The sequence below is a fragment of the Streptomyces sp. NBC_01408 genome (assembly GCF_026340255.1).
Lineage (GTDB): Bacteria > Actinomycetota > Actinomycetes > Streptomycetales > Streptomycetaceae > Streptomyces.
Window position 1 is genome coordinate 2976155 of the sequence record NZ_JAPEPJ010000001.1, and the last position, 23615, is coordinate 2999769.

21 protein-coding genes and 1 pseudogene are annotated in these 23615 nt (G+C 73.3%); 17 read left to right on the plus strand and 5 right to left on the minus strand.

Annotated elements, in window-relative coordinates:
- Positions 1-50 precede the first annotated feature (50 nt).
- Entirely contained in the window at positions 51-1259 is a 1209-nt protein-coding gene (locus OG447_RS13525; protein WP_266936731.1) for an IS701 family transposase, read from the plus strand.
- A 291-nt stretch (positions 1260-1550) separates the two neighbouring features.
- Here the strand turns inward: OG447_RS13525 and OG447_RS13530 are convergent, their stop codons facing one another.
- From OG447_RS13530 to OG447_RS13540, 3 genes are all read right to left on the minus strand, one after another.
- Complete coding sequence (locus tag OG447_RS13530) at positions 1551-2069, minus strand: hypothetical protein (RefSeq protein WP_266936732.1); 519 nt, start codon at positions 2067-2069, stop codon at positions 1551-1553.
- 123 nt (positions 2070-2192) lie between these two features.
- Positions 2193-2993 (minus strand): DUF3097 domain-containing protein, encoded by an 801-nt coding sequence (locus tag OG447_RS13535; RefSeq protein WP_266936733.1) that lies wholly within the window; start codon positions 2991-2993, stop codon positions 2193-2195.
- 28 nt (positions 2994-3021) lie between these two features.
- Complete coding sequence (locus tag OG447_RS13540) at positions 3022-3747, minus strand: MBL fold metallo-hydrolase (protein WP_266936734.1); 726 nt, start codon at positions 3745-3747, stop codon at positions 3022-3024.
- Between the two features lie 158 nt (positions 3748-3905).
- On the opposite strand from OG447_RS13540, the gene hrcA reads away from it, so the two are divergent.
- The 6 genes from hrcA (at position 3906) to OG447_RS13570 (ending at position 9594) form a co-directional block, all read left to right on the plus strand.
- A complete protein-coding gene (gene hrcA, locus OG447_RS13545; RefSeq protein WP_266936735.1) occupies positions 3906-4922 on the plus strand; it encodes a heat-inducible transcriptional repressor HrcA in 1017 nt (338 codons plus the stop codon).
- Complete coding sequence (gene dnaJ, locus OG447_RS13550) at positions 4923-6062, plus strand: molecular chaperone DnaJ (RefSeq protein WP_266936736.1); 1140 nt, start codon at positions 4923-4925, stop codon at positions 6060-6062. It begins immediately after the preceding gene.
- 202 nt (positions 6063-6264) lie between these two features.
- Complete coding sequence (locus tag OG447_RS13555; protein ID WP_266936737.1) at positions 6265-7356, plus strand: nitronate monooxygenase; 1092 nt, start codon at positions 6265-6267, stop codon at positions 7354-7356.
- Positions 7353-8096 carry a 16S rRNA (uracil(1498)-N(3))-methyltransferase gene (locus OG447_RS13560; protein WP_266936738.1) on the plus strand — a complete coding sequence of 248 codons (744 nt, stop codon included), beginning with the start codon at positions 7353-7355 and terminating at the stop codon, positions 8094-8096. Before OG447_RS13555 ends, OG447_RS13560 begins: the two co-directional genes overlap by 4 nt.
- Before the next feature lie 229 nt (positions 8097-8325).
- Positions 8326-8685, plus strand: a complete 360-nt coding sequence (locus tag OG447_RS13565; protein WP_266936739.1) for a histidine triad nucleotide-binding protein — start codon at positions 8326-8328, stop codon at positions 8683-8685.
- A gap of 3 nt (positions 8686-8688) precedes the next feature.
- Positions 8689-9594 carry a ribonuclease Z gene (locus OG447_RS13570; protein WP_266936740.1) on the plus strand — a complete coding sequence of 302 codons (906 nt, stop codon included), beginning with the start codon at positions 8689-8691 and terminating at the stop codon, positions 9592-9594.
- On the opposite strand, the gene OG447_RS13575 is transcribed toward OG447_RS13570, so the two are convergent.
- Positions 9545-11062 carry an MFS transporter gene (locus OG447_RS13575; protein WP_266936741.1) on the minus strand — a complete coding sequence of 506 codons (1518 nt, stop codon included), beginning with the start codon at positions 11060-11062 and terminating at the stop codon, positions 9545-9547. The two genes, OG447_RS13570 and OG447_RS13575, sit on opposite strands and share 50 nt — an antisense overlap.
- 221 nt (positions 11063-11283) lie before the next feature.
- Here OG447_RS13575 and OG447_RS13580 point away from each other — a divergent pair, with 221 nt between their 5' ends.
- The 6 genes from OG447_RS13580 (at position 11284) to OG447_RS13605 (ending at position 17309) form a co-directional block, all read left to right on the plus strand.
- Positions 11284-12381 carry a carbohydrate kinase family protein gene (locus OG447_RS13580; protein ID WP_266936742.1) on the plus strand — a complete coding sequence of 366 codons (1098 nt, stop codon included), beginning with the start codon at positions 11284-11286 and terminating at the stop codon, positions 12379-12381.
- Positions 12382-12545: 164 nt separating this feature from the next.
- Entirely contained in the window at positions 12546-14666 is a 2121-nt protein-coding gene (locus OG447_RS13585; protein ID WP_266936743.1) for a PhoH family protein, read from the plus strand.
- 13 nt (positions 14667-14679) lie between these two features.
- Positions 14680-15177 (plus strand): rRNA maturation RNase YbeY, encoded by a 498-nt coding sequence (gene ybeY, locus OG447_RS13590; protein WP_266936744.1) that lies wholly within the window; start codon positions 14680-14682, stop codon positions 15175-15177.
- Positions 15174-16478 carry a hemolysin family protein gene (locus tag OG447_RS13595; protein ID WP_266936745.1) on the plus strand — a complete coding sequence of 435 codons (1305 nt, stop codon included), beginning with the start codon at positions 15174-15176 and terminating at the stop codon, positions 16476-16478. Before ybeY ends, OG447_RS13595 begins: the two co-directional genes overlap by 4 nt.
- Before the next feature lie 41 nt (positions 16479-16519).
- Positions 16520-16882, plus strand: a complete 363-nt coding sequence (locus OG447_RS13600; protein ID WP_266936746.1) for an MmcQ/YjbR family DNA-binding protein — start codon at positions 16520-16522, stop codon at positions 16880-16882.
- A 67-nt stretch (positions 16883-16949) separates the two neighbouring features.
- Entirely contained in the window at positions 16950-17309 is a 360-nt protein-coding gene (locus OG447_RS13605) for a cytidine deaminase (protein ID WP_266936747.1), read from the plus strand.
- 296 nt (positions 17310-17605) lie between these two features.
- Here OG447_RS13605 and OG447_RS13610 read toward each other — a convergent pair whose 3' ends face one another.
- Positions 17606-18898 carry an MFS transporter gene (locus tag OG447_RS13610; protein ID WP_266936748.1) on the minus strand — a complete coding sequence of 431 codons (1293 nt, stop codon included), beginning with the start codon at positions 18896-18898 and terminating at the stop codon, positions 17606-17608.
- Positions 18899-18969: 71 nt separating this feature from the next.
- On the opposite strand from OG447_RS13610, the gene OG447_RS13615 reads away from it, so the two are divergent.
- From OG447_RS13615 to era, 4 genes and pseudogenes are all read left to right on the plus strand, one after another.
- On the plus strand, positions 18970-20100 hold the full coding sequence (locus OG447_RS13615; protein WP_266936749.1) for a GlxA family transcriptional regulator: 1131 nt from the start codon (positions 18970-18972) through the stop codon (positions 20098-20100).
- Between the two features lie 60 nt (positions 20101-20160).
- Positions 20161-21540 carry a beta-xylosidase gene (locus OG447_RS13620; RefSeq protein WP_323181767.1) on the plus strand — a complete coding sequence of 460 codons (1380 nt, stop codon included), beginning with the start codon at positions 20161-20163 and terminating at the stop codon, positions 21538-21540.
- A 293-nt stretch (positions 21541-21833) separates the two neighbouring features.
- Positions 21834-22145: pseudogene (locus OG447_RS13625) on the plus strand (DUF916 domain-containing protein); the annotation flags it as partial.
- Between the two features lie 510 nt (positions 22146-22655).
- Complete coding sequence (gene era / locus OG447_RS13630; RefSeq protein ID WP_031150897.1) at positions 22656-23597, plus strand: GTPase Era; 942 nt, start codon at positions 22656-22658, stop codon at positions 23595-23597.
- Positions 23598-23615: the final 18 nt, after the last annotated feature.

Sequence of the window (23615 nt, forward strand, 5' to 3'; positions counted from 1 at the left end):
CTTTGTTATCCGGTCTTGTCACGTCGGGTGTTCGGTAGTTCGCTGGCTGTATGAGGGCTGGGGAGCTTGCGGCGGTGCGGGTCCGGTTGGAGGAGTTCGCTTCCGAGGTGTTCGCGCCGCTGGTGCGGCGGGACTGGCTGGAGAAGGGCCAGTTGTATCTGCGGGGCCTGTTGCTGGACGGCCGACGCAAGTCGATGCAGCCGATGGCCGGGCGTCTCGGGGTGGACCATCAGCGGTTGCAGCAGTTCATGACGTCCTCGACCTGGCCGGTCGCTGACGTGCGGGCCCGACTGGCCTGGCGGGCGGTGGCCGTGGTCCGTCCTGAGGTGTGGGTGGTGGACGACACCGGTTTCCCCAAGGACGGCACTGCTTCGCCCGGGGTGGCCCGCCAGTACTCCGGCACGTTGGGCAAGGTCGGCAACTGCCAGATCGGTGTCAGCGTCCACGCCGCCTCGGACACGGCTTCGTGCCCGCTGTCGTGGCGGCTGTTCCTGCCCGCCGCATGGGACGGGCCCCAGGCCGCTGCACGCCGGGCTGCCTGCCGGATCCCCGACAGCGAACATCACCGCCCGAAGTGGCAGCTCGCGCTGGAGATGCTCGACGAGCTGTCCGCGATCGGTCTGCGGCCCGCCGCGCTGGTCGCCGACGCCGGCTACGGCGCGAACGCCGACTTCCGTCACGGCCTGGAGGACCGGGGTCTGGCCTACGTCCTGCAGGTCAAGGGCGAGATGACCGCCCATGGTGAGGATGCCGGGCCGCATCAGCCCGCCTACAGCGGGCTCGGGCCCCGCCCTCTGCCCCGATACCGCACCCGTCCACGTTCCTTACGCGACCATGTGCTGGCTGCCGGACGAAGCCGTGGCCGGACGCTGACCTGGCGCAAAGGCTCCAGGGCCGCGATGAGCTCGCACTTCGTGCTCCTTCGGGTCCGCCTCGCCGGCCGCCGCCCGAAACCGGCGGCCGACGGGACGATTCCGCTGGTCTGGCTGATCGCGCAGTGGCCCGAGGGCGAGGCGGAGCCGGTGAAGTACTGGATCTCGAACCTGCCCGCCAACATCCCCGCCAAGGACCTCGTCCGCCTGGCGAAAGCCCGCTGGCGCATCGAGCACGACTACCGCGAACTGAAGACCGCTCTGGGACTGGACCACTTCGAGGGACGTTCGTTCACCGGCTGGCACCGCCACGTCACCCTCGTCACCGCCGCCCACCTGTTCCTGACCGAACAGCGGACCTGCCCAAAAGCCCCTGCCAGGGCCTGACCCTCTACCAGGCCCTGGACCTCCTCCAACATCTACTCGCCACCTGGACCGGCACCTGCCCCACCTGCCGACAACCCACCCCATGGCAGCCCCACGACACCAGTTAACAAAGCACTACTAGGTCGTGTCGTCAAAGTCGCGTCTGGCTGTCGGGGTCCGGCACGCACGCTCGCCGCGTTGTCGTCGGTCGCCGATGCTCCGCATCGACTCCCTCCTCCGCCTTGCGATCGCACGCACCAGACCCCGACAGCACCGCCCTACGGGCGGCCGACGCCACTTCGACGACACTCCCTAGTAGCCCCAGCGGGCCTGGCTGCCGTCCTCGCGGCAGTGGATCATCCGGCCGTTACCGGCGTGCGTGGAGCGGCCTACGTCGGCCTTGCGGCAGAACTGGCCGGCGTTGTAGCAGTTGCCCGCGTTGGAGACGATCTCGCACGCGGCGGCCACCGGCTCGGTCGGCGGCGCCGGGGCCTTGGTGGTGGGCTTCGGCGCGGGCTTGGTCGCGGCCTTGGTCGTGGGGGCGGCGCTCGGCGGCTTCGGGGCGGCGGCGGGAGCGGTGGTGACCGGCGGCGCGGACGGGACCGCCGAGGGTGACGCCTCAGGGGTCGGGGTCGGGGAGGGCGTCGCGGACGCGGAGGCCGTCGCCGTGAGGGGCGGCGGCGCGGACACCGCGGGACCCTCGCTCGCGGCCGGGCCGCAGGCGACGGCCGCGCCCGCCACCAGGAGGGCGACCAGCGCCCGCCGGACCGGCCCCCCGGGACGTCTGCCGGCTCTGGAGCCCTCGTTGCCCTTGCCTTCGGTGCTGCGCATCTGAACCCCCACCTGGAACCGCCCTTCGGCCGAACGGCCGAAAGGAGGCACATCATATGAACGGCAGTCCGCCTCCGCCGGGTTTCGCCGGAATCGTGATGCGCCGACGCCGCCCGCGAGGGATCACGGCGCCGTGACGTGGTCGATGAGGTGTTCCACCGCGCCCAGCAGGGTCGGCTCCAGGTCCCGGTACGAGGTCACGCGCGACAGGATGTGCTGCCAGGCGGCCCCCGTGTTCTCCGGCCAGCCCAGGGCCCGGCAGATACCCGTCTTCCAGTCCTGGCCGTGCGGGATCACCGGCCACGCGGAGATGCCGAGCGCGGACGGTTTCACCGCCTGCCACACGTCCACGTAGGGATGGCCCACGATCAGCACGTCCGGAGAGGTCACCGACGCGGCGATGCGGGACTCCTTCGAGCCCGGCACCAGGTGGTCCACCAGGACGCCGAGGCGGGCGTCCGGGGCGGGCGCGAACTCGGCCACGACGGCCGGGAGGTCGTCGATGCCCTCCAGGTACTCCACCACGACTCCCTCGATCCGCAGGTCGTCCCCCCAGACCCGCTCCACCAGCTCGGCGTCGTGCCGCCCCTCGACGTAGATCCGGCCCGCCCTGGCCACCCGCGCCCTGGCGCCCGGTACGGCGATCGACCCGGACGCGGTGCGCGCCGGGGCCGCCGGTGCCCGGGACGGGCGGACCAGGGTGACCACGGCCCCGTCCAGCAGGAAGCCGCGCGGCTGGAGCGGGAACACCCGCCGCTTGCCGAAGCGGTCCTCCAGGGTCACCGTGCCCGCCTCGCAGGCCACCACCGCGCCGCAGAAGTCCGTACCGGCGACCTCCACCACCAGGTCGGGCTCCGCCGCCACCTCCGGCACGGCCTTGGGGCGCTTCCACTGCGGGGTCAGGTCGGGGGAGTACTCGCGCATCCGGCCGACAGTAGGAGAGCCCCGGCCGTCATGTCGCCGACACGCCGAAACGGGCGGCCAGTGTGGCGCGTTGCTCACGTACGAAACCCGCGGTGACCACCGCTCCGTGACCCGGTACGTACAGCGCGTCCTCACCGCCCAGCGACAGCAGCCGGTCCAGGGCGGCGGGCCACTGCCGAGGCGCCGCGTCCCCGCCCGCCTGGGGGTCGCCGGACTCCTCCACCAGGTCCCCGCAGAAGACCACCTCGCGCCCGTCCGGTACGAAGACCGCCAGGTCGTGCCCGGTGTGGCCGGGTCCCACGTTGGCCAGCAGCACCTGCAGCCCGCCGAGGTCCAGCGTCCACTCGCCCGAGACCGGATGGCGCGGCACCACCAGCGAGGCCGTCGCCTCGGCGGCCTCGGACTCCGCCAGTCCGTGCCGTACGGCGCTCGCGCGCAGCTCCTCGCGGCCCAGGGACATCACCGTGTCCAGGCCCACCGCCCCGAACACCTCGGCCCCGGAGAAGGCCGGCGCCCCCAGTACGTGGTCGAAATGTCCGTGGGTGAATGCGATATGAGTCACGCGGCGGCCCGTCAGCCGCTCCGCCTGCTCCCGCAGCTCCGCCCCCTCCCGGAGGCAGGAACCCGGGTCGATCAGGAGCACCGACTCGTCCCCCACCACCAGCCCCGCCGTGCAATCCCACACCGGCAGGCGCCTGCGGCCGGCCCGCCCGGTCAGCCGTTCCCAGCCCGCCTCTTCCCAACGCACGTCCATGCCGCGACGCTACCCTGGCGGGCCGCCCTTGCCAGGGTCTTACTACCCGGCCGTACACTGAGCGGGGGATCTCTGGCACTCGAACGCTCGGAGTGCCAGTCAAACAAGCAGCAAACAGCAACGAGCAAGGCAACGGACCACAGCTGGAGGTGTGCGCGATGCTCAGCGAACGCAGACTCGAAGTGCTGCGCGCCATCGTCCAGGACTACGTCGGGACGGAGGAGCCGGTCGGCTCCAAGGCGCTCACCGAACGCCACCGGCTCGGCGTCTCGCCCGCCACCGTGCGCAACGACATGGCCGTGCTGGAGGAGGAGGGCTACATCGCCCAGCCCCACACCAGCGCCGGCCGGATCCCCACCGACAAGGGCTACCGGCTCTTCGTCGACAAGCTGGCGGGGGTCAAGCCGCTGTCGTCGCCCGAGCGCCGGGCCATCCAGAACTTCCTCGACGGCGCCGTCGACCTCGACGACGTGGTCGGCCGTACGGTGCGGCTGCTCGCGCAGCTCACCCGGCAGGTCGCCGTCGTCCAGTACCCGAGCCTGACCCGGTCGACCGTCCGGCACGTGGAGCTGCTCTCGCTCGCTCCCGCGCGCCTGATGCTCGTACTGATCACAGACACCGGACGCGTCGAGCAGCGGCTGGTCGACTGCCCGAGCCCGTTCAGCGAGACCTCCCTCGCCGACCTGCGGGCCCGGCTCAACAGCAGGGTCGTCGGCCGCCGTTTCACCGATGTGCCCCCACTCGTCCAGGACCTCCCCGAATCCTTCGAGGCCGAGGACCGCAGCACGGTCTCCACCGTGCTCACGACACTCCTCGAAACCCTGGTCGAGGAAGCCGAGGAACGGCTGATGATCGGCGGAACCGCCAATCTCACCCGCTTCGGACACGATTTTCCCCTGACGATCAGGCCGGTGCTCGAAGCGCTGGAGGAGCAGGTCGTGCTCCTCAAGCTGCTGGGCGAGGCCAACGAGTCGGGAATGGCCGTACGGATCGGGCATGAGAATGCCTACGAGGGACTGAACTCCACGTCTGTCGTCTCCGTCGGTTACGGTTCGGGCGGCGAAGCAGTCGCCAAACTCGGCGTGGTCGGACCGACCCGCATGGACTACCCCGGAACGATGGGAGCGGTACGCGCAGTGGCACGTTACGTCGGACAGATCCTGGCGGAGTCGTAAGTGGCCACGGACTACTACGCCGTTCTCGGCGTGCGCCGCGACGCATCGCAGGACGAGATCAAGAAGGCCTTCCGCCGCCTCGCGCGTGAACTCCACCCGGACGTGAATCCGGACCCGAAGACGCAGGAGCGCTTCAAGGAGATCAACGCGGCGTACGAGGTGCTCTCGGACCCGCAGAAGAAGCAGGTCTACGACCTCGGCGGCGACCCGCTGTCCTCCTCGGGAGGCGGCGGCGGAGCGGGCGGATTCGGGGCGGGCGGCTTCGGCAACTTCTCCGACATCATGGACGCCTTCTTCGGCCAGAGTCAGCAGCGCGGCCCGCGCTCGCGGACCCGCCGCGGCCAGGACGCCATGATCCGCCTGGACCTGGAGCTGGACGAGGCGGCCTTCGGGACCACCAAGGACATCCAGGTCGACACGGCCGTGGTGTGCACCACCTGCTCCGGTGAGGGCGCCGCCCCCGGCACCTCCGCGCAGACGTGTGACATGTGCCGCGGCCGCGGTGAGGTGTCGCAGGTCACCCGGTCCTTCCTGGGCCAGGTCATGACCTCGCGCCCCTGCCCGCAGTGCCAGGGCTTCGGCACCGTGGTCCCGACCCCGTGCCCCGAGTGCGCGGGCGACGGCCGGGTCCGCTCCCGCCGCAGCCTCACCGTCAAGATCCCGGCGGGCGTCGAGAACGGCACCCGCATCCAGCTCGCGGGCGAGGGCGAGGTCGGCCCCGGCGGCGGCCCCGCCGGCGACCTGTACGTGGAGATCCACGAGCTGCCGCACCCCACCTTCCAGCGGCGCGGGGACGACCTGCACTGCACCGTCACCATCCCGATGACGGCGGCGGCGCTGGGCACCAAATGCCCGCTGGAGACCCTGGACGGCCTGGAGGAGATCGACATCCGGCCCGGTACCGGGTCGGGGCAGGCGATCCCGCTGCACGGGCGCGGTGTCACGCACCTGCGGGGCGGCGGGCGCGGAGACCTGATCGTCCACGTCGAGGTCACCACCCCGGGCAAGCTGGACGCGCAGCAGGAGGAACTGCTGCGCCAGCTGGCGAAGCTGCGCGGCGAGGAGCGGCCGATGGGCCAGTTCGCGCCGGGGCAGCAGGGCCTGTTCAGCCGGCTGAAGGACGCCTTCAACGGTCGCTGACCGGAAGCTGACCGGTCTGCGGGCCGGTCAGCTGCCGGTCCGCAGACCCGCTCACGAGCCCGGCCCCGGGGATCCCCGGGGCCGGGCTCGGTGCTTCGGCAAGGGGGCCGCGGGGGGGCGGTCGCCGGCCCCGGGGAAGCGGACTATGCCAGGCGAATGCCGTGATTCGGTGCGATGAGCGGGACATGGCACGATGCAGTCCATGTCCACCGCACTGAACGGTCTCTCCCCCTACCCGATCGTGCAGGCTCCCATGGCGGGCGGCGCCTCGTGCCCGCCGCTCGCCGCCGCCGTGTGCGAGGCGGGCGGGCTGGGCTTCCTGGCCGGCGGCTACAAGACCGCCGACGGCATGTACCAGGAGATCAAACGGCTGCGGGCGCTGACCCGGCACGCCTTCGGCGTGAACCTCTTCATGCCGCAGACCGGATACGTGGACCCGGCCGCCGTCGAGACGTACCGCGGGCAGCTGGCGGGCGAGGCGAGCTGGTACGAGGTCTCCCTCGCCGCCGAGGACATCATCGGCACCTGCGACGACGGCTACGACGCCAAGCTCGCCATCCTCCTCGAAGACCCGGTCCCGGTCGTCTCGTTCACCTTCGGCTGCCCCTCGTCCGCCGCCCTCGCCTCCCTGCGCAAGGCCGGTACGCACACCGTCGTCACCGTGACCTCCGTCGAGGAGGCCAAGGCCGCGCAGGAGGCGGGCGCCGACTCCGTCTGCGTCCAGGGCGTGGAGGCCGGCGGCCACCAGGGCACCCACCGCGACGACCCGCAGGCCGACGGCACGGCGGCCGTGGGACTGCTCGCACTGGTGGCGCAGGTACGCGAGGCCGTGGGCCTCCCGATCGTCGCTGCGGGCGGTCTGATGCGGGGCTCGCAGATCGCGGCGCTGCTGGCGGCGGGCGCCGAGGCCGCGCAGCTCGGTACGGCCTTCCTGGCCTGCCCGGAGTCCGGGGCGCACCCGCTGCACAAGAAGGCCCTGACCGACCCGCTGTTCGTCCGTACGGAACTCACCCGGGCCTTCTCCGGACGGCCCGCGCGGGGCCTGGTGAACCGTTTCATGCGGGAGCACGGGCCGTACGCCCCGGCCGCGTACCCGCAGGTCCACTACATGACCTCGGGGCTGCGCAAGGCGGCCGCCACGGCCGGGGACCCGCAGGGCATGGCCCTGTGGGCGGGCCAGGGGCACCGGCTGGCACGGACGCTGCCGGCCGCCGAGCTGGTCGAGGTGCTGGCCGCCGAACTGGCCGAGGCACAGAGCGCGTTGAAGGTAATGCAGATGAGGAGTGCGTCATGACCGCCCCCGTGTTCGTGGTCGAGGAGGTCCCCACGGGACCGGAGTTCCTCCTGGAGGGCCCCGAGGGCCGGCACGCGGTGTCCGTCAAGCGGCTGAACCCGGGCGAGGCGCTGGTCCTCACGGACGGCCGGGGCGGCTGGGCCGAGGCGGTCGTGAAGTCCGCGGAGGGCAAGGACCGCCTGACGGTGGCGGTGTCCTCGGCCGGACAGGAACCGCAGCCCGCGGTCCGCATCACCGTGGTCCAGGCCCTCCCCAAGGGGGACCGCGGCGAACTGGCCGTCGAGACCATGACCGAGACGGGCGTCGACGCGATCGTGCCCTGGCAGGCCTCGCGGTGCATCACGCAGTGGCGCGGCGACCGGGGAGCCAAGTCCCTCGCCAAGTGGCGGGCCACCGCCCGGGAGGCGGGCAAGCAGTCCCGCCGCGTCCGCTTCCCCGAGGTGGCGGAGGCCATGTCCACCAAGCAGGTCGCCGCGCTGCTGGCCGGGGCCGACCTGGCGATGGTCCTCCACGAGGACCGGGAGGCCCCCTCGGGCGCGCTGGCCACGGCCGAACTGCCGGCCTCGGGCTCGATCGTCCTGGTGGTCGGCCCCGAGGGCGGCGTCTCCCCGGAGGAACTGGCCGCCTTCGCCGAGGCCGGGGCCCACCCCTACCGGCTGGGCCCGTCGGTCCTGCGGACCTCCACCGCGGGCACGGCGGCGACGGCGGTCCTGCTGGCCCGCACCGGGCGCTGGGGCTGACGTCCCGCACGACGGGCCGGAGCGGTGGCGGCGCGGTGGCGGCGCGGTGGCGGCGCGGTGGCGGCGCCGGCCCCGCGCGGAGTGACGCGGCCCGGCCCGTCCCCCGTCCCCCGTCCCCCGCCTCCCGTCCCCCGTGCGGAGGAGCGGCCCGGGCCGGGGAGGCCGCCGATTCCCGTACGCGCTCCGGGGATACGATGCCCGGACCGATCAACGACACGGAGGCGAAGCGATGGCCGGGGAACCGCAGGCCGACTGCCTGTTCTGCAAGATCGTCACAGGGGACATCCCGGCGACCGTGGTCCGGGAGACCGAGACGACCGTGGCCTTCCGGGACATCAACCCGCAGGCGCCGACGCACGTGCTCGTGATCCCCAAGGTGCATTACCCCGACGCCGCCTCCCTCGCCGCCGCCGAGCCGGCCATCACCGCCGACCTGCTGCGCGAGGCCGGGCAGATCGCCCTGGACGAGAAGATCACCGACCACGGCTACCGGATCGTCTTCAACACCGGGGCCGGCGCCGGCCAGACCGTCTTCCACGCCCACGCCCACCTCCTGGGCGGCCGCGGCCTCCAGTGGCCCCCCGGATAGGCCGTGTCCGTACGCGAATTCGTGGTGCTGGGCACCGCCAGCCAGGTGCCCACCCGCCACCGCAACCACAACGGCTACCTGCTGCGCTGGGACGGCGAGGGCATCCTCTTCGACCCAGGCGAGGGCACCCAGCGGCAGATGCTGCGGGCCGGCGTGGCCGCCCACGACATCAACCGGATCTGCGTCACCCACTTCCACGGCGACCACAGCCTCGGCCTCGCCGGGGTGATCCAGCGCATCAACCTCGACCGGGTCCCGCACCCCGTCACCGCGCACTACCCGGCCTCGGGGCAGAAGTTCTTCGACCGGCTGCGCTACGCCACCGCCTACCGGGAGACCGTCCCGCTCCTCGAGGAACCCGTGGCCGCGGACGGGACCCTGGCGCAGGGGCCCTCGTACGTCCTGGAGGCCCGGCGGCTCTCGCACCCGGTGGAGTCCTTCGGCTACCGGCTCACCGAGCCCGACGGGCGCCGTATGGTCCCCGAGCTGCTCGCGCGGCACGGGATCAAGGGGCCGGACGTGGGCCGGATCCAGCGCGAGGGGCAGCTCGGCGGGGTCACGCTGGACGACGTCAGCGAGCACCGGCCCGGGCAGCGGTTCGCCTTCGTCATGGACACCCGGCTCTGCCCCGGCGTGGACGAGCTCGCCGAGGGCTGCGACATGCTGGTGATCGAGTCGACCTTCCTCGACGAGGACGGCCAACTGGCCACCGACCACGGCCACCTCACCGCCGGTCAGGCCGCCCGCGCGGCACGGGATGCGGGCGTACGGCACCTGGTGCTGACGCACTTCTCGCAGCGCTACGGGGACCCCTCGGAGTTCGAACGCCAGGCGCGTGCCGCGGGCTTCGAGGGCGAACTCACGATCGCGGCGGACCTGCTGCGGGTCCCGCTCCCGAAGCGCCCCTGACGCTCTGGCAGGCCACCCTCAGCCCCGCCGGCGATTGAGGCGCGGGGTCCGGGGTGGAGCCTCGGGAAGGCGGCCCGCAGGCGCGTCCGGAGCGGTGCCACCGGGGATCTCGGCGGCGGCCCGGGGCCGGGGGCCGCACCGGCCGGGTACGGGCCGCCGGAGACAGCAGCAGCACCCGCTTCGGCAGCCGCCGCACCCGGATCTCCGCCACCTCCAGCTCCGCCGCGCCGACGCGGGGGACCGTCCCCGGAGGGGTCCCGGCCCCCGCCGCCAGCACCGCGGCCGGGGCTCCGCCGCGGCGGCGTACCGAGCCCGCGGTCAGCGGGCGGCCGCCCGCGTGCAGGGCGACGGCGGCCATCGGCCCGGCCACGGCCAGCAGCAGCCCGCCCAGTACCAGGCCCATGCCCGGGAAGCCCGCGCCCTCGGCGAGCAGGCTGCCGGTGACCGGCCCGCAGGCCACGCCGAGCGAGGAGGCGGAGCCCGCCAGCACCGCCCAGCGGCCGCGCGGGTCCAGGGCCGCGGCGAGGCCGATGGCGTAGGACAGGACGATGGGATAGAGGGCGTTCCAGAGGATCTCCCCGGCCGCGAAGGCGGCCAGGCCCTGCGCCGAGGAGGACAGGACCACGCAGCAGGCGATCAGGGCCGTGCCCGCGCCGACCGGGACGGCCCGGCCCAGGCGGGCGCCGAGAGCGGAGGCGGCCGTGACGCCGAGCAGGCCCGCGCCGAGCGCCGCGGCGAAGACCATGCCGAGGGTGACCTCCGACAGGCCCGCCTGCTGGGCGCCGATCCGGCCGCTGACCCCCCACAGGGCGTTCTGGGCCAGCGACCACAGCATCAGGCACCCCGCCAGGACCACCCCGGCGCGCGGGTACGGGAGCCGCCCCGCGGTGACCGCGGTGACCGCCGCACCGCCGTGGCCGCCGAGACGGCCCGTAGCCGGCCAGACCGCCGCCGCGAGCAGGGCGATGGCGGCGAACGGCAGCCCGTGCCCGCCGCCGAGGCGCGGCAGCGTCAGGTACAGCGCGCCCGCCGCCGCCGAGACCGACAGCAGCCCGAGCGCGGAGGTGCGGTGCGGGTCGCGCTGTGCGGCGATCCCGGACGCGGCCACGGCGGTCGCGGTGCCGGAGCCGAAGCCGCCGACGACCGCGCCCGCCACCACCAGGGGCAGCAGCGGGGTCGCGGCGGCCGTGCCGTAGCCCACGACGGCGAGCAGCAGCCCGAGCCGGGCCGGCCGGCGCGGCCCGTGTCGTGGGATGCGGGAGGCGAGGACGAACCCGGCGGCGGCCGAGCCGAGCAGCAGGGCCGTGCCGATCAGACCGGCCTGGGCGGGGCTCAGCGGCAGGTGGGCGTCGAGCCGTCCCACGAGGGTCGGCAGGAGGTACGGGGCGAGGTAGCCGGCCGTGAAGAGGGCCACGAGGGGCCAGGCGGCGGGGGGCCCGGAAGGCGGCCCGGGGGTGCGGAGGGGCACGGGGTTCCAGTTGGTGCGTGGGGCGCCGCGGAGAGAGCGGGGCCCCTGTCTATCAACCGGGCGGAGTTGGGGAAAAGGGCCGTCAGAGGGTGATGTGCGACACACTGGGTTTTGGCCGTGTCCGAGGTGGGCAAGGCTGGCAGCTTTCCACCGAAAACCCTGCTGCAGAAACGAACCTTCAAGACATCGGTCCGCGCACGCAAGAAACCGGGGAGTACACCGTGACCAGTCGGGACAGCCTCACCAGCCGCGACGCAGCAGTGGACCCGCTCGGTCCGCTGCGCGACCCCCAGGACCCGGCGTGCGACGTCTTCCTGACCGGCACGGTCTTCCTCGACATCATCTTCACGGGCCTCGACTCGGCGCCGGTGCGCGGCACCGAGTCCTGGGCGCGCGGCATGGGCTCCTCCCCCGGCGGCGTGGCCAACATGGCCACCGCCCTGGCCCGGCTCGGCCTGCACACCTCGCTCGCCGCGGCCTTCGGCGACGACCACTACGGCGAGTACTGCTGGGACGCGCTCGAACAGGGCGAGGGCATCGACCTGTCCATGTCGCGGACCGTCCCCGGCTGGCACAGCCCCGTCACGGTCTCGATGGCCTACGAGGGCGAGCGCACCATGGTCTCGCACGGCCACGAGGCGCCTCCCCCCGCGGGCCCCGGGCCCTTCCCGCAGTGCCCGCCGAGAGCCCGCGCGGCCGTGGCCTCGCTCGGGCCCGGCCGCGGCGAGCCGTGGATCGGGGAGGCCGCGCGGCGCGGCTCGCGGGTCTTCGCGGACGTCGGGTGGGACGAGAGCGGCCGCTGGGACCTGGGGGCCCTGGCCGACCTGGAGTACTGCGAGGCCTTCCTGCCGAACGCGGGCGAGGCGATGCGGTACACGCGGACCGAGTGCCCGCGGGCGGCCGCCCGGGCGCTCGCCGAGAAGGTGCCGATCGCGGTGGTGACGATGGGCGCGGAGGGCTCGTACGCGGTGGACGGGCGCACCGGGGAGACCGCACACGTCCCGGGGATCACGGTGGACGCGCTGGACCCGACGGGGGCGGGCGACGTGTACGTGGCCGGCTTCGTGACCGGCACCCTGGCGGGCTGGCCGCTGGCGGACCGGCTGGCCTTCGCCGGCCTGACGGCCGCCCTGTCGGTCCAGGAGTTCGGCGGATCCCTGTCGGCCCCCGGCTGGCCGGAGGTGGCCCACTGGTGGCGGTCCGTCCCGGAGGGGCTGGGCGGCCGGTACGCCTTCCTGGACGCCCTGATCCCGCAGGCCCCGTCCCCGGCCGCACGGCGCAGGGCGGTGCCGACGATCGGCTTCCGGCACTCCGCGTAGGGCGCCTCTTGCGGATCTTGCCGGGCCCGGGCCGGGCCCGGTCGCGGAGCGGGTGGGAAAACCCCTCGGGGAAGCCCGGGCGGAGACGTAGGCTTGGTAGTCCGGAGGTCGTCGATCGGCGAGGCCCCTCAGCGGGAGGTATGTGCAGGCCACAGTGCCGGCCCATGACTCAGACACCCACAGCCCACACCCCCGCGCCGGGGCAGGCGCGAGCCCACTTCACCGTTCCGGCCACGCACCCGATGGTGACGGTGCTCGGCTCGGGTGACGCCCTGTTGCGCGTGATCGAGAAGGCCTTTCCGAAGGCCGACATCCATGTTCGGGGCAATCAGGTCAGAGCGATCGGAGCGGCGGCGGAAGTCGCTCTGATCCAGCGCCTGTTCGACGAGATGATGCTGGTGCTCCGCACCGGGCAGCCGATGACGGAGGACGCAGTGGAACGTTCGATCGCCATGCTCAAGGCGAGCGGCAACGGCAAGGGCGGCCCCGAGGAGACGCCCGCCGAGGTGCTCACGCAGAACATCCTCTCCAGCCGCGGCCGCACCATCCGGCCCAAGACCCTCAACCAGAAGCGGTACGTCGACGCGATCGACAAGCACACGATCGTCTTCGGCATCGGCCCCGCCGGTACCGGAAAGACCTACCTGGCCATGGCCAAGGCGGTCCAGGCCCTGCAGTCCAAGCAGGTCAGCCGGATCATCCTGACCCGGCCCGCCGTCGAGGCGGGGGAGCGGCTCGGCTTCCTCCCGGGCACCCTCTTCGACAAGATCGACCCGTACCTGCGCCCGCTCTACGACGCCCTGCACGACATGCTCGACCCGGACTCGATCCCGCGCCTGATGGCGGCGGGGACGATCGAGGTGGCGCCGCTGGCGTACATGCGAGGCCGCGCCCAGCCCCTCTTCACGAAGGTCCTGACGCCCGACGGCTGGCGTCCCATCGGCGACCTCCAGGTGGGTGACCTGGTCGTCGGATCGAACGGCGAGCCGACCCCGGTTCTCGGCGTCTACCCGCAGGGCGAGAAGGACATCTACCGCGTCACGGCCCAGGACGGCTCCTGGACTCTGTGCTGTGGCGAGCACCTGTGGACGGTCCGTACGGCCTCGGACAAGCGCCGCGACAAGCCGTGGCGGGTCCTGGAGACCAAGGAGATGATCGGCAACCTCCGTGCGGCGCACGCCCGCCGCTACGAGCTGCCGCTGCTCACCGCTCCCGTCGAATTCCCCGAGCGTGAAGTTCCGATGGACCCCTATGCGCTGGGTCTGCTGCTCGGGGACGGCTGCCTGACGGGCTCCACCGCGCCGTCGTTCTCCACGGAGGACGAGGAACTCGTCCATGCTCTGGAGTCGGCACTTCCCGGCGTCGTCGCGCGCCACAAGGGGGGCCCCGACTACGTGCTGAACCGGGTGAAGTCCCCGGGTGACCTGGTCACCCTGGAGAATCCCGTCACCCGGGTCATGCGTGAACTCGATCTGCTCGGCAGCCGTTCGCACTCGAAGTTCGTGCCGGACGACTACCTCTTCAACACAGCGGAGATCCGTCTCGCCGTGCTCCAGGGCCTGCTGGACTCCGACGGAGGACCGGTCACACAGCAGGACCGAACGTGCCGCATCCAGTACTCGACGACGTCGATCATGCTCCGGGACGACGTGATGGCGCTCGTCCAGTCGCTCGGCGGCGTCGCCTACGCCCGACGCCGTCCGGCGGAGGGCCGGGTGCAGGGCTCCGCCCTGGCCGCGCACCGGTTCGACGCGCACGTGGTCGACATCCGCCTGCCGGAGGGCATCGAACCGTTCCGCCTCGCACGCAAGAGCGAGAAGTACCACGCGGCCGGCGGCGGCGGGCGCCCGATGCGCTTCATCGACTCGATCGAGCCCGCAGGGCGGGAAGAGGCGGTGTGTATCCAGGTCGCGGCCGAGGACTCGCTGTACGTCACGCAGGACTACCTGCTGACGCACAACACCCTCAATGACGCCTTCGTCGTCCTCGACGAGGCGCAGAACACCACCGCCGAGCAGATGAAGATGTTCCTGACCCGGCTCGGTTTCGACTCGAAGATCGTCGTCACCGGTGACGTCACGCAGATCGACCTGCCGGGCGGCGCCAAGAGCGGTCTGCGCCAGGTCCAGGAGATCCTGGACGGGGTGCCGGACATCCACTTCTCGCGGCTCACGTCCGAGGATGTCGTCCGGCACAAGCTGGTCGGCCGTATCGTCGACGCGTACGAGAAGTACGACGACATCCAGGACGTCCAGCAGTCCCGGAACGGCTACCAGCGGAAGTAGAACCCAGCGCACCATGTCGATCGACGTCAACAACGAGTCCGGAATCGAGGTCGACGAGCAGGCGATCCTCGACATCGCCCGCTACGCGCTCACCCGGATGCGGATCCACCCGCTCTCCGAGCTCTCCGTCATCGTGATCGACGAGGAGGCGATGGAGCAGCTCCACATCCAGTGGATGGACCTTCCCGGACCCACCGACGTCATGTCCTTCCCGATGGACGAGCTGCGTCCGCCGGCGAAGGACGACGAGGAGCCCCCGCAGGGGCTCCTCGGTGACATCGTGCTCTGCCCCGAGGTGGCCAAGAAGCAGGGCGAGGACGCCCCGACGCAGCACTCCATGGACGAGGAGCTCCAGCTCCTGACCGTCCACGGGGTGCTGCACCTGCTCGGGTACGACCACGAGGAGCCGGACGAGAAGGCCGAGATGTTCGGCCTCCAGGCGGCCATCGTCGACGGCTGGCGCGGTGAGCGCGGCATGACGGGCGCGTCCCCGGCACCGACCGTCTCGTGAACGCCCCGCAACTGATCACCGGCGCGGTCCTGCTGGTGGTGGTGGCCTGGTTCGCGGCCTGCGCCGAGTCCGGGATCGCCCGCATCTCCAGCTTCCGCGCCGAGCAGGCCGTACGGGCGGGCCGGCGCGGCAGCGAGAAGCTCGCGCAGGTGGCCGGGGACCCCACCCGCTACCTCAATGTCGCTCTGCTGGTGCGGGTCACCTGCGAGATGGCGGCCGGGGTCCTCGTCACCTACGTCTGCCTCGACGAGTTCGGCGAGAACTGGACCGCGCTCCTCGTGGCGATCGCCGTGATGGTGCTCGTCTCCTTCGTGGCTGTCGGCGTGTCCCCCCGTACGATCGGCCGCCAGCACCCGCTGAACACCGCGACGGCGGCCGCGTACGTCCTGGTGCCGCTGGCCCGGGTGATGGGGCCGGTGCCGCAGCTGCTGATCCTCATCGGCAACGCGCTCACGCCCGGAAAGGGCTTCCGCAAGGGGCCGTTCGCCTCCGAGGCCGAGCTGCGCGCGATGGTGGACCTGGCGGAGAAGGAATCGCTGATCGAGGACGACGAGCGCCGGATGGTGCACCAGGTCTTCGAACTCGGCGACACCCTGGTGCGCGAGGTGATGGTGCCGCGCACCGACCTGGTGTGCATCGAGCGCTACAAGACGGTGCGTCAGGCGACCACGCTGGCGCTGCGGTCCGGTTTCTCGCGCATCCCGGTGACCGGGGAGAACGAGGACGACATCGTCGGAATGGTCTACCTGAAGGACCTGGTCCGCAAGACCCACATCAGCCGGGGGGCGGAGTCCGACCTGGTCTCCACCGTCATACGCCCGGCGGTCTTCGTTCCGGACACCAAGAACGCGGGCGATCTGCTGCGCGAGATGCAACAGGTGCGCAACCACGTGGCCGTCGTCATCGACGAGTACGGCGGCACGGCCGGCATCGTCACCATCGAGGACATCCTCGAGGAGATCGTCGGCGAGATCACCGACGAGTACGACCGGGAGCTCCCGCCGGTCGAGGAGCTGGGCGGTGACCGCTACCGGGTCACGGCCCGCCTCGACATCACCGACCTCGGTGAGCTGTTCAAGGTCGAGGCCTTCGACGACGAGGACGTGGAGACGGTCGGCGGGCTGCTGGCGAAGGCGCTGGGCCGGGTGCCGATCGCGGGCGCCTCGGCGCTGGTGGAGCTGCCCGACGGGCGTCCGCTGCGGCTGACGGCCGAATCGCCCGCGGGACGGCGGAACAAGATCGTGACCGTGCTGGTGGAGCCGGTGGTCGTGGCGGAGACCGAGGGCGAGGAGGGCGAATGACCCGGGCGAGGAGGCCGGATGACGCCGGGCGGGGAGGCCGGATGACGCCGGACGAGCTGCGGGCCTTCTGCCTGGGCTTCGGCGCGGCGGTGGAGGAGTTCCCGTTCACGCCGCAGACCTCGGTGTTCAAGGTGCTGGGGAAGGTGTTCGCGCTCACAGCGCTGGACGCCGAGCCGCTGAAGGTCAACCTCAAGTGCGAGCCGGAAGAGGCCGTGCGGCTGCGGGAGCAGCACGAGGCGATCGTGCCCGGCTACCACATGAACAAGCGGCACTGGAACACCGTGACGGTGGGCGGGCCGGACGGGCTGCCGGGCGCGCTGGTCCGGGAGCTGGTGGAGGACTCGTACGACCTGGTGGTGGCGGGCCTGCCGAAGGCGCAGCGGCTGCGGCTCGACCGGCCGTGAACGGCGGGCGGGCGTCGCAGCGGGGTGGCTGCACCGGCCCGCCGGGGCGCTCCCTATGCTTTCGACCATGACGGACAGCACCGGGATCGACCCCGAGGACAGCAAGATCATCACGCTGGCGCGCAGCGCCCGGGCCCGCAACGGTGTGCCCGAGGGGGCGGCGGTGCGGGACGAGACGGGCCGTACCTACGTGGCCGGGACGGTGGAACTCGACTCCCTGAAGCTGAGCGCGCTGCAGACCGCGGTCGCGATGGCCGTGGCGAGCGGGGCGCAGTCCCTGGAGGCCGCGGCGGTCGTCAGCGCCGCCGACGCCCCCGCCGAGGCCGACCGCGCGGCCGTGCGCGACCTCGGCGGCCCGGACACCCCGGTCCTGCTGGCGGGCCCGGACGGCACGCTCAAGTCGACCACCCCGGCGGGTCGCGGCTAGCCTCCCGACGGGGCGGGCAAACCCAGCCTCGCCGGCGGCACCATCCAGCCTAGGCCGGTGTTCGAGGCCCGACCGGAGCCATCCCCAGCCTCGCCGGCGTTTGAGGCGCGGGGTCTGGGGCGGAGCCCCAGGAACCCGGCTCCGCCGGGCACCGGGCTCTGCCCGGACCCGCGCCTCAAACGCCGGCGAGGCTGGATTCGGCCCGGGCGAGGCCGGAGGTGCCGGCGAGGCTGGATTCGGCCCGGGCGAGGCTGGATTCGGCCCGGCCGGTTCAGGGGTGGGCGGGCCGCCGGAGGCTAACGGCGGCGGATCACCATCGCCATCAGCGCGGCCATCGCGCACAGCGCGCCCGAGGCGTACCAGACGACGTCGTACGAGCCGAAGGCGTCGCGCGCCAGGCCGCCCAGGAAGGCCACCACCGCCGCGCCGATCTGGTGCGAGGCCAGTACCCAGCCGAAGACGATCGCGCCGTCCTCCCCGTAGTGCTCGCGGCACAGGGCGATCGTCGGGGGCACGGTCGCGACCCAGTCCAGGCCGTAGAAGACGATGAAGAAGATCAGCGGCGGCCGTACCGACGGGGCCAGCAGCATCGGCAGGAACAGCAGCGAGATCCCGCGCAGGGCGTAGTAGACGGCCAGCAGCCGGCGCGCCTCGAAGCGGTCGGTGAACCAGCCCGAGGCCACCGTGCCCACCACATCGAACACCCCGATCACCGCGAGCAGCCCGGCGGCCGCCGTCACCGGCATGCCGTGGTCGTGGGCGGCCGGCACGAAGTGGGTGCGGACCAGGCCGTTGGTCGAGGCCCCGCAGATCGCGAAGGTGCCCGCCAGCAGCCAGAAGGGGCCGGTGCGCGCCGCCTTGAAGAGCACGGTCAGCGCCCGTCGCGCCGCCCCGGGGGCGGGGGTGGGCTTGTCCGCGTACACACCGCCGTAGGGGGCGAGCCCCAGGTCCGCCGGGTGGTCGCGCAGCAGCAGCCACACGAAGGGGACGACGGCCAGGGCGGACAGGGAGACCGTCACCGCCGCCGGGCGCCAGCCGTGGTGCTCCACCAGCCAGGACAGCAGCGGCAGGAAGACCAGCTGGCCGGAGGCCCCGGCCGCGGTGAGGATGCCGGTGACCAGCCCGCGCCGGGCGGTGAACCAGCGGTTGGTCACCGTCGCCGCGAAGGCCAGGGCCATCGAGCCGCTGCCCAGGCCCACCAGGACGCCCCAGAACAGGACCAGCTGCCAGGGCGCGGTCATCCACACCGTGGCCACCGAGCCGCCGGCTATGACGAGCAGGGCCAGCGCCACGACCCGGCGGATGCCGAAGCGGTCCATCAGCGCCGCGGCGAAGGGCGCGGTGAGCCCGTACAGCGCGAGGTTCACCGAGACGGCGAAGGCGATCGTGCCGCGCGACCAGTCGAACTCCGTGTGCAGGGGCTCGATGAGCAGGCCGGGCAGGGAGGCGAAGGCCGCGGCGCCGATGATCGTCACGAAGGAGACGGCCGCCACGGACCAGGCGCGGTGGATCCGTCCGCCCGGGCGCGGGTCGGGCGGGGTGGGCGGGGCGGGCGGGGCGGAGGCCGCGTTCGAGGCTGTCTGGGTCACGCCGTCAGCTTCCGGCCCGCGGGACCCCGTACGACAGTGGCCTGACTGTCATGCTTCGCTACGATCGGGCCATGGAGTCGTCAGGCAGGCCAGAGGGGCCGCACCGCGTCGTCGTACTCGCCCTCGCCGGGCTGCTGCCCTTCGAGCTCGGCATCCCGCACCGGATCTTCGGCCGGGCCAAGGATCCGGCCGGGCGCCCGCTCTACACGATCCTGACCTGCGGGCTCGCCCCCGGCCCGGTGCGCACGGACGCCGACTTCGCCGTCCACGTCGAGCACGGCCCGGAGCTGCTGGCCACCGCGGACACGGTCGTGGTGCCGGCCTCGTACGAGCTGGGTCCGGCCTACGAGGACGGCACGCTGAGCGAGGAACTCGCGGCGGCCCTCGCGCACATCCGGCCCGGTACGCGGCTCGTGTCCATCTGCACGGGCGGCTACGTGCTGGCCGCCGCGGGATACCTGAACGGCCGCCGGGCCACCACGCACTGGGCCTCCGCCGACCACTTCCAGCGGCTCTTCCCAGAGGTACGGGTGGACCCGGGCGTGCTCTACACCGACGACGGCGACGTGCTGACCTCCGCCGGGGTAGCCGCGGGCATCGACCTGTGCCTGCACATCGTGCGCCGGGACCACGGCGCGGCCGTCGCGAACGAGGTGGCCCGGCGGACCGTCGTACCGCCGCACCGGGACGGCGGGCAGGCCCAGTTCATCGAGCGCCCGGTGCCGGAGCCGCAGCTCGCCAGCACCACGGCGGCCCGCGCGTGGGTCCTGGACCGGCTGCACGAGCCGCTGCGCCTGACCGACCTGGCCCGCCAGGAGGCCATGTCGGTACGGACCTTCACGCGCCGCTTCCGCGAGGAGTCCGGCGTCAGCCCCGGCCAGTGGATCGTCGGGCAGCGGGTGGAGCGGGCCCGGCGGCTGCTGGAGCGAACGGACCTGCCGATGGAGCAGGTGGCGCGGGAGACCGGCTTCGGTACGGCGCAATCCCTGCGCAAGCACGTGCAGTCGGCGCTGGGGGTGAGCCCGATGGCGTACCGGCGCACCTTCCGCGAGGGCGCGGGCGGTGGGCCTGGTGGATCCGGTGCGCCTGGTGGGCCGGGCGCGCGCGGCGGGTCCGGTGCACCCGGTCCGCCTGGCGGGTCCGCCTCGCGCACCCTGCCATCTCCTGATGGGCCATCAGATACCGCCGGACCCGTGCATTGACTTCTCCCGCCGCCCGCTCGTGAATGGCCCCCTGTCGGGGCGGAACCCAGGGGGCGGGCAGTGCGAACAGGCGCGCGCAGCAGGAGATGGTCGGCGGCCGTCGGCATGGCCGTGCTCGCGGCGGCCGCCGGGGGAGTCCTGAGCCCGCCCGCCGCCGCCGAGGGGGAGACGCCCCCGGGCCAGGTGCCGGGTCAGGTGACCTTCCCGACGCACTGCCTGCCGCCCCAGGAAGCCGGCCTCCCGCCCGCCGAGGGGCCGAGCACCGCCCGGATCACCGTCGACGACCCGGCGCCCCGGGTCGGGGACACCGTCACCGTGACCTACCAGCTGACCGCCACCCCCGCCGTGGCACCCCTGGTTCAAAGCGTGGTCGCCGGCGAACTCCCCGCCGACGTGGTGACCCCGACCGGACGGGTCCTGCTGGCGGGAGCGCAGAGCGGCGAGGTCACGGTCGTCGGGGCCGAGCGGAGCGGTCCCGTCGGCGAGGGCGAGGCCCTCCCCGCCGTCACCATGACCGGCACCTTCACCGTCACCGCGCCCGGCGAGATCACCCTGGCCCCGGGCGGCTACACGCTGCACACCAGCCACCTCCTGGACCTGGACACCGTCTGCACCCCAGCGGCGCCGTCCGCCGCCGCTGCCCCCGGTGCCCCCGTCTCCGCACGCCTCACCGCCACCGCGCTGCCCACGGCCAACCTGCGCAGCGTCTCCCTCGCAGCCGCCCACGGCGCGCCCGGTGCCAAGGTGACGGTGACCGGCGCGGGCTTCGTCCCCGGCGCGGCCGTGACGGTCGCCGGGCGGGCCGGGGCCGCCGAGACCGCCGACCGGGTGGCCGCCACGGCCGACGAACTGGGCGTGGTCCGGGCCGAACTGCCGGTCACGGACCGCACCACCACCGCGGTGGTCGCCTACGAGGGTCCGGCCTGGTCGGCCGGGCAGGGCTCCGGCCCGGCCGCGTACACGGTCATCGAGGCCGCCCCGCCGCAGCCCGGCACCCAGAAGGTGACCGCCACCGTCGAGCCGGGAGCCCTGGCCATGACGCAGACGGGCGCGGAGATCGCGCTGGGCGCCGTTCCGTACGGCGAGGGCGGCGCTGCCCCCGGCCGGATCGCCACCGTGACCGTGAAGGACGCCCGCGGCGGCCCGGCCGGCTGGTCCCTGACCGGCAAGGTCAGCGACTTCACGGGGCCGGGCGGGGTGCGGATCCCGGGCGCGGCCCTGTCCTGGACCCCGTCGTGCGTGGCGGCGGCCGGCAGCCCGAGCCCCTGTACGCCGGGCAGCGCGGGCGTGGTCGGCCCCGACGGGGCGGTGCTGGCCTCCACGCCCGACGCTCCGCTGGCCGGCGGTACCTTCACCGTCGACGCCTCGGTCGCCCTCCAGGTGCCGCCCTACGCCGCGCCGGGCGCGTACTCGGCGGTGCTGACGCTGACCCTGTCGTGACCGTGCGGTCCCGTTGCGCGGAGCTTCTCCCCGACCCGCCCTTCCTCCGTTCCCCGGGCTCTGCCCGGACCCGGTCCTCAAACGCCGGACGGGCTGAAAGACAGCCTCGCCGGCGTTTGAGGCGCGGGGTCTGGGGCGGAGCCCCAGGGAACGGTGGAAGGGCGGGTCGGGGACGGCTCCGCGCAGCGGTGGCCAGGGGCGCGCAAGGGCTGGTGCTCGGCGGGGTCGCGCTGGCCGCCGTATGGCTGACGCCCGCCGGGACGGCCACGGCGGCGGACAACGGCCAGTGGTCCGTGCTCCCCGCCGCCAACACCGCCCGGCAGCGGCCGTACTTCTACCTCGCCGCCGCGCCGGGCCAGGCCGTCACCGACGCCGTGACCGTCACCAACCGCACCGACCGGCCCCGGACCTTCCGGCTCTACGCCGCCGACGCGTACAACACCGCCCGCGACGGCGGCTTCGCCGTGCGCGGCCCCGAGGAGCCGCGGCGGGCCGCCGCCGCGTGGGCGCGGCTCGACCGGGAGCGGGTCACCGTACCGGCCGGCGGGTCGGTGAGCGTGGCCTTCACCCTGGCCGTCCCCGACCGGGCGGAGCCCGGCGACCACCCCGGGGCCATCGTGGCCCTGGAGGACCGGCCCGCCGACGCCACCGCCCAGGGGATCGGAGTGCGGCAGGCCGTCGCCGCGCGCGTGTACCTGCGGGTGACCGGTCCCACAGCCCCGGCCCTCGCCGTCCGCGAGGTCACCGTCAGCCGTCGCGGCGCGGCCGCGGAGGTCTCGTACACGCTCCACAACCTCGGCAACGTCACCCTCCGCCCGCGTGCCGCCCTCACCGCCTCCGGCGCCCTCGGCCGCCCCCTGCCCGGCCGCGAGCTCGCCGGGCTGCCGGCCGAACTGCTCCCGGGCCAGGAAGTCCGGCTCAGCACCCGCTGGGAGGACCCGCCCGCACTGGAGGCGGCCCGGGTCACGGTGCGCGCGCGGGCCGACGGAACCACAGCTCAGGCCGGTTCTTCCTATGCCGGCCAGCCCTTCCTCGGCACCTGGCTGGCGGGCCTGTCCGCGCTCGCCGCGGTGGCCTGGTCGGCGCTGGGAGCCGCATCGGGGAGAATGGCCCGTATGAGCGATCGTTCCCCCGAGTCCACCAGCCCGCACCGTGCGGGCTTCGCCTGCTTCGTCGGCCGCCCCAACGCGGGGAAGTCGACCCTCACCAACGCACTCGTGGGTACCAAGGTCGCGATCACCTCCAACCGGCCGCAGACCACCCGCCACACCGTCCGCGGCATCGTGCACCGCCCCGACGCCCAGCTCGTCCTCGTCGACACGCCCGGCCTGCACAAGCCGCGCACGCTGCTCGGCGAGCGGCTCAACGACGTCGTGCGCGCGACCTGGTCCGAAGTCGACGTCATCGGCTTCTGCCTGCCCGCCGACCAGAAGCTCGGCCCCGGCGACAAGTTCATCGCCAAGGAGCTCGCGGGGATCAAGAAGACCCCCAAGATCGCCATCATCACCAAGACCGACCTGGTCGAGTCCAAGGTGGTGGGCGAGCAGCTCATCGCCGTCCACCAGCTCGCCGAGGAGCTCGGCTTCGAGTGGGCCGAGATCGTCCCGGTCTCGGCGGTCGGCGACAGCCAGGTCCAGCTGCTGGCGGACCTGATCGCGCCGATGCTGCCGGAGAGCCCGCCGCTGTACCCGGAGGGCGACCTCACCGACGAGCCCGAGATGGTGATGGTCGCGGAGCTGATCCGCGAGGCCGCGCTGGAAGGCGTACGGGACGAGCTCCCGCACTCCATCGCCGTGGTCGTCGAGGAGATGATCCCGCGCGAGAACCGCCCCGCCGACCGGCCGCTGCTGGACATCCACGCGAACGTCTACATCGAGCGGCCGAGCCAGAAGGGCATCATCATCGGCCCGAAGGGCGCCCGCCTGAAGGAGGTCGGGATGAAGTCGCGCAAGCACATCGAGGCGCTGCTCGGGACCCCCGTCTTCCTGGACCTCCACGTGAAGGTGGCCAAGGACTGGCAGCGCGACCCCAAGCAGCTCCGCAAGCTCGGCTTCTGATCCTCTTGACGCGCGGGC

Bases quoted from the DNA above. Each gene is read 5' to 3' on its own strand.
- hrcA (WP_266936735.1), top strand. From the start codon at position 3,906: ATGCTCAGCGAACGCAGACTCGAAGTGCTGCGCGCCATCGTCCAGGAC.
- ybeY (WP_266936744.1), top strand. From the start codon at position 14,680: ATGTCGATCGACGTCAACAACGAGTCCGGAATCGAGGTCGACGAGCAG.
- OG447_RS13605 (WP_266936747.1), top strand. From the start codon at position 16,950: ATGACGGACAGCACCGGGATCGACCCCGAGGACAGCAAGATCATCACG.
- OG447_RS13555 (WP_266936737.1), top strand. From the start codon at position 6,265: ATGTCCACCGCACTGAACGGTCTCTCCCCCTACCCGATCGTGCAGGCT.
- OG447_RS13540 (WP_266936734.1), bottom strand. From the start codon at position 3,747: ATGGACGTGCGTTGGGAAGAGGCGGGCTGGGAACGGCTGACCGGGCGG.
- OG447_RS13535 (WP_266936733.1), bottom strand. From the start codon at position 2,993: ATGCGCGAGTACTCCCCCGACCTGACCCCGCAGTGGAAGCGCCCCAAG.
- OG447_RS13530 (WP_266936732.1), bottom strand. From the start codon at position 2,069: ATGCGCAGCACCGAAGGCAAGGGCAACGAGGGCTCCAGAGCCGGCAGA.
- OG447_RS13585 (WP_266936743.1), top strand. From the start codon at position 12,546: ATGACTCAGACACCCACAGCCCACACCCCCGCGCCGGGGCAGGCGCGA.
- OG447_RS13565 (WP_266936739.1), top strand. From the start codon at position 8,326: ATGGCCGGGGAACCGCAGGCCGACTGCCTGTTCTGCAAGATCGTCACA.
- OG447_RS13525 (WP_266936731.1), top strand. From the start codon at position 51: ATGAGGGCTGGGGAGCTTGCGGCGGTGCGGGTCCGGTTGGAGGAGTTC.
- OG447_RS13615 (WP_266936749.1), top strand. From the start codon at position 18,970: ATGGAGTCGTCAGGCAGGCCAGAGGGGCCGCACCGCGTCGTCGTACTC.
- era (WP_031150897.1), top strand. From the start codon at position 22,656: ATGAGCGATCGTTCCCCCGAGTCCACCAGCCCGCACCGTGCGGGCTTC.
- OG447_RS13560 (WP_266936738.1), top strand. From the start codon at position 7,353: ATGACCGCCCCCGTGTTCGTGGTCGAGGAGGTCCCCACGGGACCGGAG.
- OG447_RS13600 (WP_266936746.1), top strand. From the start codon at position 16,520: ATGACGCCGGACGAGCTGCGGGCCTTCTGCCTGGGCTTCGGCGCGGCG.